This window comes from Paraburkholderia ginsengisoli NBRC 100965, assembly GCF_000739735.1.
Lineage (GTDB): Bacteria > Pseudomonadota > Gammaproteobacteria > Burkholderiales > Burkholderiaceae > Paraburkholderia > Paraburkholderia ginsengisoli.
Genome location: NZ_BBJF01000003.1, coordinates 249,538 through 263,009 on the forward strand (window position 1 = coordinate 249,538; position 13,472 = coordinate 263,009).

Here is a 13,472-nt window from a genome sequence, read left to right on the forward strand (position 1 = left end):
GTAGCGCATGCAAAGACCAAGGCAAGCCGTGCAAATGTTCCGATCTGAAACACTTGTCAAGAAAGTCGAATGAAAGTATTTGCGCGGATCACGCTCAGGTGGCCACCCGGCGCCCGGCGCGCAAACGCGCCGTGTCTGGCTTCGCGGCGGATCGCGGCGGGGGCGGCAAATGTCAATTCGCCAGCGCGCCGCGCCTTAAACATCCGTCGCACTGGCGATACGGATACAGATGGATACGTCTTTTGTGGCTGATTTAATCCAGAATATTCAGTATGATTCCGGCGACCAAGAGCCTGAGACGATTCATCCGATTGATTGTCGCAGGCCCCTGAACAATGGGGGCCACGTGCCGATAACTCGCTGAATTTCCTATAAGAAGACTGGATTGTCCCCCGGCTGGAGACCGCCGATTCCGCGCGGCGCGTGCATGCCGTGACGGTTGTATGTTCCGTCAGGCGCCTGAGCCTCTCCCCCGTTTCTACGCGCGAACACCGATATGCCCGATCTGCACTGGACCATTCCGGTCGGTCGCTGGTCTAGCTGGCCGGCCACCGCATCTGCCGCACCCGATATCGGCTTTATCGAGCCGATCGTGCGGCGGCGTCTCAGCACGCTGTCCAAAGTCGCGCTGAAGGTCGCGCACGACTGCGTCGCGCAGGACGCGGTGCGGGTCGTGTTCGCGTCGCGGCATGGCGAATTGCGCCGCACCACCGACATTTTGCGCAGCATCAGCGCGGGCGAGCCGGTGTCGCCGACCGCCTTCAGCCTGTCGGTGCTGAACGCGATGACCGGCGTGTTCGGCATCGCGCGCGGCGACCGCTCGGCGGCCAGCGCGATTTCGGCCGGCGCCGAGACGCTCGGCTACGCGCTGCTGGAAGCGCACGCGCAATACGCGACGCAGCCCGCTGCGCCGGTCTTGCTGGTGTACGCCGACGAACCGGCCGACGCGGCATACGGCACGATCGAAGACGAAGTGCAGGGCGGCGCGATCGCGATTCTGCTCGACAGTGACGCGGCGACCGGGCACATAGTGTGCTCGCTGAGCCGCACCGTTGATGAGCCGTCCGCGCAATCCGGGGCTCGGGACGAAGCGGGCAGAACAGGGGAAACCGGCAAAACCGACACGGTCGCTGAAGCGGGCGCCGCCGACGCCGACTCCGCCACTCGCGCGTGCTCGCCGTCCGCCACGCAGCCCCGCTGCTTCGCGACCCAAAGCCAGGCGTTGCTGCATTGTCTGGAAACCGGCGAGCCCGCTTGCTGGCAACGCGCCGGCAACCTCTGGCACTGGAGTTGGCATGACCGCGCGGCTTGATTACCTCTGGCGTTTCTGCGCCACCGGCATGGCCTTCGTGATGTTCGGCGTGTGTGGCGTGCTGTTTTCCGTGCTGGTGTTTCCGCTCGCGTGGCTGTGGCCGCATCGCGCGTCGCGGCAGCGGGCGGTGACAAGCGTGATCCACTGGTTTTTCCGCGCGCTGGTCGCGGTGCTGCGGCGCATCGGCGTGATGGAGCTCGACGTGTCGGGAACGGACGCGTTGCGCACGGGCGGCCCCGCGATCGTGGTCGCCAATCACCCGACCTACCTCGACGTGATGGTGCTGCTGTCGCTCACGCCACGTGCGTGCTGCGTCGTGAAGAATGCGCACTGGAGCAACCCGTGTTTCTGGGGGATCGTGCGCGCGGCGGAATACGTCAGCAACGCCGATCCCGCAGAGTTGATCGAGGCGGGCGCGCGGCAACTGGCGGCCGGCTACACGATGATTATTTTTCCCGAAGGCACGCGCAGTCCCGCGCCGAATCGGCTGCACGCTTTTTCGCGCGGCTTCGCGCACATGGCGTTGAAGGTCGGCGCGCCGATCGTGCCGGTGCTGATGGATTGCGACCCGCCCGCGTTCACGCGGCAGATGCGCTGGTACGACGTGCCGGCGCGCGCGTTCCGGATGCGCGTGAACGTGCTCGAGCCGCTCGACGTCGAGCAGCTTGCGGCCCATGACACGATACCGGCTCTCGCGGCGCGCAACGTGACGAGCGCCGTCGAAGCCCACATTACCCAGCACCTGTTCGATTATGGATTCTTTAAAACTGGAAATTAAACGGCTTCTGATCGAAGCCCTCGATCTCGAAGACCTGAGCCCGGCCGATATCGACGACGATGCCCCGCTGTTCGACACCGACGGCATCGGCCTCGACTCGATCGACGCGCTCGAAATCGGCATCGTGCTGCGCAAACAATACCAACTGACCATCGCGGCCAACGACGAACGCACGCGCGAACATTTCCGCTCGATCAGCACGCTCGCCGCGCTGGTCGAGAGTCAGCGCGAAGCGGCGCATGCTGCGAACGAAACCGCAAAGAAGGGGGATTAAACCGTGTCCGACGCAGAGATTCTTGAACGCATCCGCGCGATCTTCAAAGAGAACTTCGCCATCGAGCCCGAGCGCGTGACGCCCGACGCGCATCTGTTCGAAGACCTCGATCTCGACAGCATCGACGCTGTCGACCTCGCGATCAAACTGCAGGAAATGACCGGCCGCCGTATCAAGCCGGAAGAGTTCAAATCGGTGCGCACCGTCGGCGACGTGATCGGTGCGGTCGAATCCCTGCTGGCGGCCCAAGGCTGATGTCGGCCGCGCGCTCGCGCATGCCGACGACGGCGCCCGCGACCGCCGCGTCCGCGCCGGCCGCCGAGCGCCACTGGGGCAAGACCGTCATGCAGGTGCTGTTGAAGCTCGCGTATCCCGCGCTGATTCTGTGCGCGTGGCGCTGGGATGCGCCACGCCTCGTCGGCGGGATGCTGTTCGCGATTTTATGGCTGCAGCGCTGGGCCGGCGGCGGTACGGTCGCGGCCTCGCTGCGGCGTTTGTCGGGCGTCGAGTGGAGCGTGATCGGCTTGCTGAGCGTCGCGTCGGCGGCGATCGTCGTCACCGATAGCGAACTGCTGCTGCGCCTGTATCCATCGCTCGTCAATCTCGGCTTGCTGATCGCGTTCGGCGCGACGCTCGTGCGCGGGCCGTCGATGATCGAAAAATTCGCGCGCCTCGGCAAGCCCGAACTGTCGCCCGGCGCGGTGCGTCACACGCGGCGCGTGACCCAGGTGTGGTGCGCATTCTTCGTGCTCAACGGCGCGTTTTCCGCGTACACAGCGCTGTACTGGAGCCGCGCGAACTGGTCGCTGTATAACGGCGCGATCGCGTACGGGCTGATCGGCGTGCTGCTGGTGGGCGAGGTGATCTGGCGTTATCTGGTCGTGTTGCCGCGAGCCGCGCGTTCGGAGGCGGCATGATTGCGTTGCATGATTTGCTGTCGGTTTCCGATGAAGTCCTCACGCTTGCCGCGCCGGTCTGCCGCGACGGTGGCGACGTGCTCGATCGCGCGGCGTTTCGCGCGCGCGTCGCCGCGTGGATTGCACACATGCAAAGCGTGGGCGCGCAACGCTGCGCGCTGTGTATCGACGATCCGTTCGACTTCGCCTGCGCATTGTTCGCGCTCTTCGCGTGCGGCAAGGAGCCGGTGATTCCGGCAAACGCGACGCCGGGCTACCTCGCCGATCTCGCCGACGCATACGACGCGATGCTGAGCGACGCGGACCTGCCGCCGTTTGCGTGGCACGCGAGTACGAAGGCAAGCGCGGCCGCGAACGCCGCGATCACCCCAACGCACGAACAACACGCCGCTTATCCCATCGACCCCCAAGCTCCGCTCACGCTCTACACCTCCGGCAGCAGCGGCAGCCCCAAGCCGATTCGGAAAACGCTCGCGCAATTCAACGCCGAAGTGCACACGCTCGAACGGCAATGGGGCGCGCTGATCGGCGACGCGACGATGCTCGCGAGCGTGCCGCACCATCACATCTATGGTTTGCTGTTTCGCGTGCTGTGGCCGCTGGCCGCCGGCCGCGCGTTCGATCGTGCGCTCAGCATCGAGCCGCTGCAACTGCAAAGCCGTATCGCGCAATGCGGCGCGAGCGTGGTCGTTTCGACGCCCGCGCAGTTGTCGCGTTGGCCCGCGTTGCCCGGCTTCGCGTCATTGACCCCGGCGCCGCGCGCATTCTTTTCGTCGGGCGGCCCGCTCGCGCTCGACACCGCACAACAGTACGCCGCGGCTTACGGCGCGGCGCCGCTGGAAATCTACGGCAGCACGGAGACCGGCGGCATCGCGTGGCGGCGGCAGGATGAGACCGATGCGTGGGAGCCTGTGACTGGCATCGAGATTCGCCGCGACGAAGACGGCGCGTTGAGCGTGCGCTCGCCGCATCTCGATCATCCAGGCTGGCATCGCACCGACGATCAGATCGCTTGCGACGAACAGGGCCGCTTCCGTCTGCAAGGCCGGCTCGATCGCGTGCTGAAGCTCGATGGCAAGCGCGTGTCGCTGCCCGAACTGGAAGCGCGTCTCGCGCTGCATCCGTACGTCGCGCAAGCGGCGCTGGTGCCGCTCGCAGGCGCGTCGCGCGAACGCGTCGGCGCGCTGGTCGCTTTGACCGACGCGGGCAGCGCGGCCTTGCGCGACGAGGGCCGCGTGCTGCTCGCGCGAACCCTGCGCCGGCATCTCGCCGGCTATGTCGACGTAGTGGTGCTGCCGCGTCGTTGGCGTTTCCGGCTGAGCTTGCCGTTCGACGCGCGCGGCAAGCTGCCGGCAAGCGCGGTAGCGGCCGCGTTCACGGCGCGCGCCGAAGGCATGGAAGTGCTGGCCGAAGCGCGGACCGGAGCAGAAGCATCCGGCGGCGACAAGCTGCATTACGAGTTGCGCGTGCCGCCCACGCTCGTGCATTTCGCCGGCCATTTTCCGGGTCTGCCGATTCTGCCGGGCGTGGTCCAGGTCGACTGGGCCGTGCGCCTCGCCGCCGATCACGTGCCGGCCGTGCGCGCGGTGGCGTCGATCGATCGCCTGAAGTTCATGGCGCCGGTCTCACCGGGCGCGGTGCTCAGGCTCACGCTCGCGCACGACGCCGCGCGCCGGCGCGTGCAGTTCGCGTACCGGCTCGATGGCCGCGAATGCGCGTCGGGCGTGATCGTCTACCGGGAGCCCACGTGATGAAATTCGCTCCCTGCATCGTCATTCCGATTTACAACCACAAGGACGCGATCGGCGCGACGGTCGCGCATCTGGCGGTGCATCGTCTGCCGATCTTCGTCGTCGACGATGGCAGCGACGACGCGACCCGACAGGTGCTCGCAGAACTCGCGCAACAATACGCGGAACAACTCACGCTGCTGCGCCTGCCGGTCAACGGCGGCAAAGGCGCGGCGGTGATGGCGGGGCTGCGCGTCGCGCGCAACGCGGGCTACACGCACGCGTTGCAGATCGACGCCGACGGCCAGCACGACGCGACCGACGTGCCGCGTTTCATCGACGCCGCGCGCGCCGAGCCGGGCGCGGTGATTCTCGGCCGCCCGGTCTACGACGAGAGTGTGCCGAAAGCGCGTCTCTACGGCCGCTATCTGACGCACGTGTGGGTGTGGATCGAAACGCTGTCGCTGACGATCCGCGATTCGATGTGCGGCTTCCGGCTCTATCCGTTGGCGCTCGCGTGCGAGTTGATCGATAGCGTCGCGTTGCCGACGCGGATGGACTTCGACATCGAAATCCTCGTGCGCCTGCACTGGCGGCGCGCGGCGTTCCGCTCGATTCCGACGCGCGTCACCTATGCCGCCGACGGCGTGTCGCATTTCGACGTGCTGTGGGACAACGTGCGGATCAGCCGCAGTCACACGCGGCTGGTGTTCGGCATGCTGGGCCGTCTGCCGATGCTGCTCGCGCATAAGGTGATGCCACGCCGTACCGCACCGGCCTCTGAGGCGCGCGAACCGCACGAACCCACGGAACCGCACGCCGCCGACTGGTGGCGTATCGCCGAGCGCGGCAGCCATGTCGGTATGGCCTTGCTCGCGCTCAGTTGCACACTGTTCGGCCGCCGCTTCACCGCGCTCTGGCTGCATCCGATCGTCGCGTATTTTCTGCTGACCGGCCGCGCCGCCCGCGAGGCGTCGGGCAACTACTTCAGGCATCTCGGCGCGAGCGCGCCGCACGGCGCCACGCCGCGTCCGGGCTGGCTGTCCGCGTATCGTCACATGCTGGCGTTCGCACAGTCGGGCTTCGACAAGCTCGCCGCGTGGTCCGGGCGCGTCGACGATGCCGACGTCAGGTTCGAAGATCGTTCGGCGTTCGAAGCATTGGTCGCGAGCGGCAAGGGCGCGCTCGTGATCGGCGCACATCTCGGCAATCTGGAGATGACGCGCGCGCTCGCCGCGCACGGCGCGCATGCGAAAGTCACTGCCGTGGTCTATACGGAACACGCGCGCCGCTTCAATAGCGTGCTGGCGTCGGCGAATAGCGAGTTCTCGCGGCATCTGCTCGAAGTCCGCGACTTCGGACCCGAGACCGCGATGCTGATGCAGCAGCGCGTCGATGCCGGCGAACTGCTGGTGATCGTCGGCGATCGGGTCCCCGCGCACGAAGCGGGCCGCACCACCGACGCGCAATTTCTCGGCGCGAGCGCGCCGTTCGCGCAAGGTCCGTATGTGCTCGCGCATGCGCTTGGCTGCCCGGTCTATCTGTTCTTCTGCCTGAAAGTGCGCGACGGTTATCGCCTGTATTTCGAGCCGTTCGCCGAGCGCATCGAGTTGCCGCGCCGCGAACGCGCGCAGCATCTCGCGACGTGGGCGCAACGCTACGCGGCACGTCTCGAACACTATTGCCGCAAGGCTCCTTATCAATGGTTCAACTTCTTCGATTTCTGGGCCAGCCCCAAGCGAGGCGCGAATGGCCGAACATGATCTGAGCGACACGCGTGCCGTCGGCGCGCGCGTGACGGCGGACACAAAAGCAAACGCAGCGGCGGTCGTGATCGGCGCGCGCAAACTGACGATCGAAGAGGTCGTCGCGATTGCGCGGCGCCGCGCGCCGGTCGCGTTGAGCGCGGACCCCGCATGGCGCGCGCGCATCCAGCGCGGGGCGGATTTTCTGCGCCGCCATCTGGCCGAGGGAGCGACCGTGTATGGCGTCAACACCGGTTACGGCGACGCCTGCGTGGTCGACGTGCCGATGGAACTGGTCGAAGCATTGCCGCTGCAACTGACGCGTTATCACGGCTGCGGTATGGGCCAATATCTCGACGACGGGCAAACGCTCGCGGTGATCGCGGCGCGTCTGAACTCGCTGGCCTATGGTTTTTCCGGCGTGCGTCCGGTGCTGCTCGAACGCCTGGCGATCCTGATCAATCATCGCGTGTTGCCGCGCATTCCGGCTGAAGGCTCGGTCGGCGCGAGCGGCGATCTGACGCCGCTGTCGTACGTGGCGGCGGCGCTCGCCGGCGAGCGCGACGTGTGGTTCGAAGGCGCGCTGCGCAACGTGCGTGACGTGTGGACCGAACTCGGCCTCGCGCCGCTCGCGCTCGCGCCGAAAGAGGGGCTCGCACTGATGAACGGCACGGCGGTGATGACGGGCCTCGCCTGTCTCGCGTTTGCCCGCGTCGATCATCTGACGCGGCTCACCGCGCGTTTGACCGCGCTCGCAACGGTCGCGCTCGACGGCCGCGCCGCGCATTTCGACGCGACGTTGTTCGACGTGAAGCCGCATGCGGGCCAGGCCGAAGCGGCCGCATGGATTCGCGACGATCTCGCCGGCCGCGACGATACGCCGGGTCATCGTTTGCAGGACCGTTATTCGATTCGCTGCGCGCCGCACGTGATCGGCGTCGCGCGCGATGCGCTGACATGGGTGCGCCGCGACGTCGAGAACGAGCTGAACAGCGCGAACGACAATCCGCTGATCGACCCGGACAACGAGCGCGTGCTGCACGGCGGCAACTTCTACGGCGGCCATATCGCGTTCGCGATGGATGCGCTGAAGGTCGCGGTCGCCAATCTCGCCGATCTGATGGACCGGCAGCTTGCGCTGCTGGTCGACGTGAACTTCAACAACGGCTTGCCGCGCAATCTGTCGGGCGCGGTGCCCGCGCGCGCGGCAATCAATCATGGCTTCAAGGCCGTGCAGATTTCGTCGTCGGCATGGACGGCGGAAGCGCTGAAGAACACGATGCCCGCGAGCGTCTTTTCGCGCTCGACCGAGTCGCACAATCAGGACAAGGTGAGCATGGGCACGATCGCCGCGCGCGACTGTTTGCGCGTGCTGGAGTTGACCGAGCAGGTGGCCGCCGCGCATACGCTCGCGACGGTGCAGGCCGCGCGTCTGCGGTTGCAGATCGATAGTGCGACGCCGGTGCCGGCGCCGCTGCAAAACTTTATCGATGGCGTGGGCGCGCTGTCGCCGTTCGTCGACGAGGACCGCGCACTGGAGGGCGAACTGCGCGCGTTGACCGCGCGCATTGCCGCGTGCGATCTGCTTGACGACTATCGCACGGACCATCGCACAGGAGCGAACGCATGAGCGCCGCGCCGAAAGTGCTGAGCGCGAGCGCGACGGTCGAAGTGGCGTTTCACGACGTCGACGCGATGAACGTGTGCTGGCATGGCAACTATCTGAAGTACTTCGAGATCGGCCGCGCGGCGCTGCTGCGCGCGTTCGATTACGACTATCGCGAGATGCAGGCGTCGGGTTATGTGTGGCCGATCGTCGAGGCGCATCTGAAGTATGTGCGACCGGCCGTGTACGGTCAGCAGCTCGAAGTGTGTACACAACTGCTCGAACACGAAAACCGCCTGAAAATAGGCTATGAAATTGTCGATTGCGCATCGGGCATGCGACTGACGAAAGGCTACACGATCCAGGTCGCGGTCGATGCCGCCACCCAGGAGTTGCAGTTCGTCTCGCCGCCGGTTGTGTTCGAAAAGCTGGAGCGAGTATGGGGACGATGAGATTGCGTGCGCTAGAGACGAGTGCATCGGGCACATTGGCTGCATGGCGCAGGCTGGGCGCGATCGCCGTGGTCGCTGTGGTCGGTATAGGCGGCGCGATGGCATGGCCGGCGTCGGCGGCAAGTGCGGCGACGACAAACGCTGCAACCACCGCAACCAACGCAGCATCGACACCCGCCGGCAACCCCGCGCTCGTTTCGCAGATCGCCGCACATCTCGCCCAGGCCAGCGGCGTGCGCGCCCAATTCACGCAGACGCAGACGCTGGCCGCGATGAAACAGCCGCTTGTCAGCAGCGGCACGTTGTTGTTCTATCGCGAGCGCGGCGTGATCTGGCAGATCGACACGCCGTACAAAGCCACCTATGTGATCACCGACGCGGGCGTCGTGCAGATCGACGCCACCGGCCGGCGCGTGAACGCGCACAGCGCGCAAGGCACGCGCGGCGTCGCGCAAGTCTCGAAGATGATGCGCGCGATGCTCGGCGGCGACCTGTCGGCGTTGTATTCGCAATTCGACGTGCAGGCCGAAGGCAGCGCCACGCAATGGCGCATGCGGTTGACGCCGAACCAGCCGCAGATCGCGCAGTCGATCAAGCGTCTGGAGATGGATGGCGGCGACTATCTGCAAAGCCTGCGCATTACGCTGGCGAATGGCGACGTCACGAAGCTCGAATTCACGAAGAGCGCGGCTGTGAGCGAGCCGACCGCGGCCGAAAGCAGCCTGCTCGGAGCGCCGTAATGAACCCGCGGGACATGCGCGAACACGACGTGCACAACACACCGCCACCGCGCGCCACGAAGCGGACATGGGGCGTGCGCGCCGCGTGGCTGCTGCTGGCGCTGGTCGCGACGCTGTATTGCGCGTGGCGCTTCGCGGGGCCGTCCCCGTTGCAGACCAATCTGCTCGCGCTGCTGCCTGCCACCGAAGCAGATCCGGTCGCCGAACAGGCGGTCGATACACTGGCGAGCGCGCTCGGCGACCGCACGGTGTTCCTCGTCACTAGCCATGACGACGCGCACGCGAAAGCGGCGGCGCGGCAGCTCGGTGCATCGTTGGAGAAGAGCGGGGCGTTCGGCTCGGTGACGGCCGAGTTGCCGCCGTTCGATCTCGCGCAGATCGCGGCGTTGTACATGCCGTACCGGTTTGGTCTGCTGGCGCCGGGTGATCGCGCGGCGCTCGCGAGTGGCGACGCGGGAACGACGAGCGCGAACGCAGCGAGTGCAACGAACGCACCGGGCGCCGCAAGTCCCACGCTGCACGACACCCTCACCCAACGCCTCTACAGCCCGTTGCGCGGCGGCCTCACCACGCCGCTCGCCGACGATCCGTTCGGCTGGCTCGAACGCTGGCTCGGCGGCCTGCCGCTTGCGACGTCGAATCTCGAAGTCGAAGACAACCTGCTGATCGCGCATCGCGGCGGGGCGACCAGCGTGCTGATCGTCGCGACCTTGCCCGGCTCCGCGTACGAAACGAAAACGCAGCGCGCGGTCCACGCGGCGCTCGCGCAAAGCGAAAGCACGTTGCGCAAGACGTTCCCCGATGTGTCGGTGGCGCGCACCGGCGCCGTCTTCTACGCGGAGTCGGCACGCAGCGCGGCCGAACGCGAGGTGCATCTGATCGGCGTCGCGTCGTTGTGCGGAATCGCGCTGCTGATGATGTGGGTGTTCCGCTCGCCGCGTCTTTTGCTGCTCGGCTTCGTATCGACGGCGCTCGGTATAGTCTGTGCGCTCGCGGTGACGCTGCTGGTGTTCGGCAAGCTGCATCTGCTGACGCTGGTGTTCGGCGCGAGCCTGATCGGCGAAGCGGTCGATTATTCGATTCAGTACTTCGTCGTGTATCTCGGCGCGGGGCGCGAGTGGGATGCGCGGCGCGGCGCGCGCACGGTGCGGCCCGCGCTGACGGTCGCGCTGCTGACGAGCCTGCTCGGCTACGCGATCCTGATGTGGGTGCCGTTTCCCGCGCTCAAACAGATTGCGTGCTTCGCGATGGCCGGCATCGTGACCGCGTTCGCGTCCGTGCTGGGTTTGTTGCCCGCGTTGCTGACGCATGCGCCGAAGCGCAGCCCGCAACGCGTGTTCGCGGCGGCGGCACGGCTGCTGACGCGCTGGCATCGCACGATCGGCGGACGGCGCGCGTGGATCGTCGCGGCGCTGTTGCTGATCGTCGCGATGCCAGGCTGGCTGCGCTTGACCAGCGACGACGATATTCACCTGCTGATCCAGCGCGACCAGTCGCTCGTCGCGCAGGAAGACAAGGTGCGTGATGCGGTGGGCGTCGATAACAGCGCGCAGTTTTTCGTCGTACGCGGCAATACGCCGGAGGCCGTGCTGCAACGTGCCGAAGCGCTCGGCGCGAAACTGGACGCGTTGAACGGCACGCCGAACCAGGTGGGCGGTTATCAGTCGGTGGCGCAGTTCGTGCCGTCGGCGCAGCGGCAGAGCGAAGACCGCGCGTTGCTCGCGCAGCTTGTGTTCAACGACCCCGCCGCGTTGCGCGCGACGCTGCTGCAAGCGGGCTTCAAGGACGAAGTCGCCGATACGTGGCTCGCCGCGTTTGCCCAATCGCAATCGCAAACACCGCTCACCGTCGAACGATGGCTCGCCGCGCCGTGGTCGCAACCGTACCGGCATTTGTGGCTCGGCGAGATGAGGGCGGCGCAGAAGACGTACGCGGCCGTCGTGATTCCGCAAGGGGTGACGCCGCGCAACGCGCCCGCGCTGGGCGCGCTGGCGCAAAGCGTGCCGGGCGTCGCATTCGTCGACAAGGCCGCGAGCGTCTCCAGGCTGTTCGGCGCATATCGCGTCGACAGCGGCTGGTGGCTCGGCGGCGCACTCGCACTCGTGCTCGTGCTGCTGACGCTGCGATACGCGCCGAAGAGCGCTTCGCAGGCCAGCGTGCCGAACGAGATCGGCTCGGGGCGCGCGCCGCAGGAAACCTTGTCGGAAAGCGTCGCGGAATATGACCTCTCGCAGCAGGACGCCTTCAGACCCGCACAACGAAGCGCTCGCCTGGATGCCGTGCAGCAGCACCCGGCCTCTTTGACAGACACCCTGACCACATCCGCGCCGTTCGACGCTCTGCCGAAAATCTCCCTGGCAAAGCGCCTGAGTGGCGGCATCGCCACCACCTTGCCTGTGGCGCTCGCTGTCGGCGTCACGCTCGCGGTGTTCGGCTACGCCGGCGTGCCGCTCAACCTGTTCAACTGGCTCGCGTTGATGCTGGTGCTCGGCGTCGGCGCAAACTATGCGGTGTTCCTGCGCGAAGGCTGTCTGCGCGCGGACGCGGATCTCGGCGCGGTGTGGACAGGCGTGCTGCTGTCGGCGGCGACCACGCTGTTGTCGTTCGGCATGCTCGGCATGAGCGCGATGCCCGCGCTGAAGAGTTTCGGCGCGACGCTCGCGCTCGGCATCGCGGTCTCGGTGCTGCTCGCGCCGATCGGCATGCCATCGGAATCGAGGAGGGTGGCATGAAGACGCCATCAGTTTATTTGCACGCGCTCGGCATGATCAACGCGCTCGGCGCCGACGTCGGCGAGATCGTGCCGGCGCTCGCCGCGACGCGCGCCCCCGGCATGGCGACCGTGCACACCGGCATCGGCGACGCGTTCGCCGGCAGCGTGCTCGCGCCGCTGAACCTGGCGCCGCCCGCCGCGCTCACGCGCTACGACTGCCGCAACAACCGCTTGCTGCTGGCCGCGCTCGCGCAGATCGCGCCCGCCATCGAGGCCGCGCGCGAGCGCTACGGCTCGCACCGGATCGGCGTGGTGCTCGGCACCAGCACGTCCGGCATCGAGGCGGCCGAAGCCGCGTTCGTCTATCACGCGCAAGCGGGCCAGTTGCCCGAGAACTTCAACTACCGGCAGATGGAGATCGGGACCGCCGCGCCGTTCGCCGCCGCCGCGCTCGGCGTGCAGGGCCCGGCGTTCACGATTTCGACCGCGTGCACGTCGAGCGCGAAAGCCTTCGCGTCGGCGCGCCGGTTGCTGCAATTGCAACTGTGCGACGCGGTTGTCGTAGGCGGCGTCGATTCGCTGTGCGAATTGACCGTGCAAGGTTTCGCGTCGCTCGAATCGACCAGCGGCGTGCGTACCAATCCGATGAGCGTCAACCGCTGCGGGATCAACGTCGGCGAAGGCGCGGCCGTATTCCTGATGAGCCGCGACGAAGCGGCGGTGCGGCTCGCGGGCCTCGGCGAATCGAGCGACGCGCATCACATTTCGTCGCCGGACCCGCAAGGCGCGGGCGGCGAACTCGCGCTGCGCGAGGCGCTCGCCGATGCGGGCATCGCATCGTCCGCGCTCGGCTATGTGAATCTGCACGCCACGGCCACGCGCAAGAACGACGAAATGGAAGCGAAGCTGATGACCCGCGTGTTCCCGCAAGGCGTCGCGACGAGCGGCACCAAGCCGCTGACCGGGCATCAGCTCGGCGCGGCGGGCGCGACCGAACTCGGATTCGCGTGGCTCACGCTCGCGCGCGATGACGTGCCGCTGCCGCGTCACGTTTGGGACGGCGAGCTTGACCCGGCATTGCCGCCGCTGGACCTGGTGGAGAACGAACGCTTCCTCGCGCGCGGTGCGAACGCGCAATACGTGATGAGCAATTCGTTCGCTTTCGGCGGCAGCAACGTCAGCCTGATCCTCGGCCGGTGACGCGC

General features: G+C 67.0%; 12 protein-coding genes. All 12 read left to right on the forward strand.

Features of this window, described 5'->3' with window-relative positions:
- The first annotated feature begins 496 nt into the window (after positions 1-496).
- Genes BGI01S_RS02210 through BGI01S_RS02265 form a run of 12 tightly spaced genes read left to right on the forward strand, consistent with a single transcriptional unit; the run spans position 497 to position 13,467 of the window.
- The gene (locus tag BGI01S_RS02210; RefSeq protein WP_042321722.1) at positions 497-1,312 is read left to right on the forward strand and encodes a beta-ketoacyl synthase chain length factor; all 816 of its coding nucleotides are present in this window, start codon (positions 497-499) and stop codon (positions 1,310-1,312) included.
- Positions 1,296-2,090: a lysophospholipid acyltransferase family protein gene (locus BGI01S_RS02215; protein ID WP_042321725.1), complete on the forward strand. Its 795-nt coding sequence runs from the start codon at positions 1,296-1,298 to the stop codon at positions 2,088-2,090. Before BGI01S_RS02210 ends, BGI01S_RS02215 begins: the two co-directional genes overlap by 17 nt.
- The gene (locus tag BGI01S_RS02220; RefSeq protein ID WP_042321728.1) at positions 2,065-2,364 is read left to right on the forward strand and encodes a phosphopantetheine-binding protein; all 300 of its coding nucleotides are present in this window, start codon (positions 2,065-2,067) and stop codon (positions 2,362-2,364) included. The genes BGI01S_RS02215 and BGI01S_RS02220 overlap by 26 nt, the downstream gene beginning before the upstream one ends.
- Positions 2,365-2,367: 3 nt before the next feature.
- Entirely contained in the window at positions 2,368-2,619 is a 252-nt protein-coding gene (locus BGI01S_RS02225; protein WP_042321734.1) for an acyl carrier protein, read from the forward strand.
- A complete protein-coding gene (locus tag BGI01S_RS02230) occupies positions 2,619-3,281 on the forward strand; it encodes a COG4648 family protein (RefSeq protein ID WP_042321737.1) in 663 nt (220 codons plus the stop codon). The genes BGI01S_RS02225 and BGI01S_RS02230 overlap by 1 nt, the downstream gene beginning before the upstream one ends.
- A complete protein-coding gene (locus BGI01S_RS02235; protein WP_042321740.1) occupies positions 3,278-5,032 on the forward strand; it encodes an AMP-binding protein in 1,755 nt (584 codons plus the stop codon). Before BGI01S_RS02230 ends, BGI01S_RS02235 begins: the two co-directional genes overlap by 4 nt.
- On the forward strand, positions 5,032-6,774 hold the full coding sequence (locus BGI01S_RS02240) for a glycosyltransferase family 2 protein (RefSeq protein WP_042321742.1): 1,743 nt from the start codon (positions 5,032-5,034) through the stop codon (positions 6,772-6,774). Before BGI01S_RS02235 ends, BGI01S_RS02240 begins: the two co-directional genes overlap by 1 nt.
- A complete protein-coding gene (locus tag BGI01S_RS02245; RefSeq protein WP_042321745.1) occupies positions 6,761-8,386 on the forward strand; it encodes an HAL/PAL/TAL family ammonia-lyase in 1,626 nt (541 codons plus the stop codon). The genes BGI01S_RS02240 and BGI01S_RS02245 overlap by 14 nt, the downstream gene beginning before the upstream one ends.
- Positions 8,383-8,814: an acyl-CoA thioesterase gene (locus BGI01S_RS02250; RefSeq protein WP_042321748.1), complete on the forward strand. Its 432-nt coding sequence runs from the start codon at positions 8,383-8,385 to the stop codon at positions 8,812-8,814. Before BGI01S_RS02245 ends, BGI01S_RS02250 begins: the two co-directional genes overlap by 4 nt.
- The gene (locus tag BGI01S_RS02255; protein WP_042321750.1) at positions 8,802-9,554 is read left to right on the forward strand and encodes an outer membrane lipoprotein carrier protein LolA; all 753 of its coding nucleotides are present in this window, start codon (positions 8,802-8,804) and stop codon (positions 9,552-9,554) included. The genes BGI01S_RS02250 and BGI01S_RS02255 overlap by 13 nt, the downstream gene beginning before the upstream one ends.
- Positions 9,554-12,286 (forward strand): MMPL family transporter, encoded by a 2,733-nt coding sequence (locus BGI01S_RS02260; protein ID WP_232624337.1) that lies wholly within the window; start codon positions 9,554-9,556, stop codon positions 12,284-12,286. The genes BGI01S_RS02255 and BGI01S_RS02260 overlap by 1 nt, the downstream gene beginning before the upstream one ends.
- Positions 12,283-13,467, forward strand: coding sequence for a beta-ketoacyl-[acyl-carrier-protein] synthase family protein (locus tag BGI01S_RS02265; protein WP_042321752.1), 1,185 nt, complete (start codon positions 12,283-12,285; stop codon positions 13,465-13,467). The genes BGI01S_RS02260 and BGI01S_RS02265 overlap by 4 nt, the downstream gene beginning before the upstream one ends.
- The last annotated feature ends 5 nt before the right edge of the window (positions 13,468-13,472 follow it).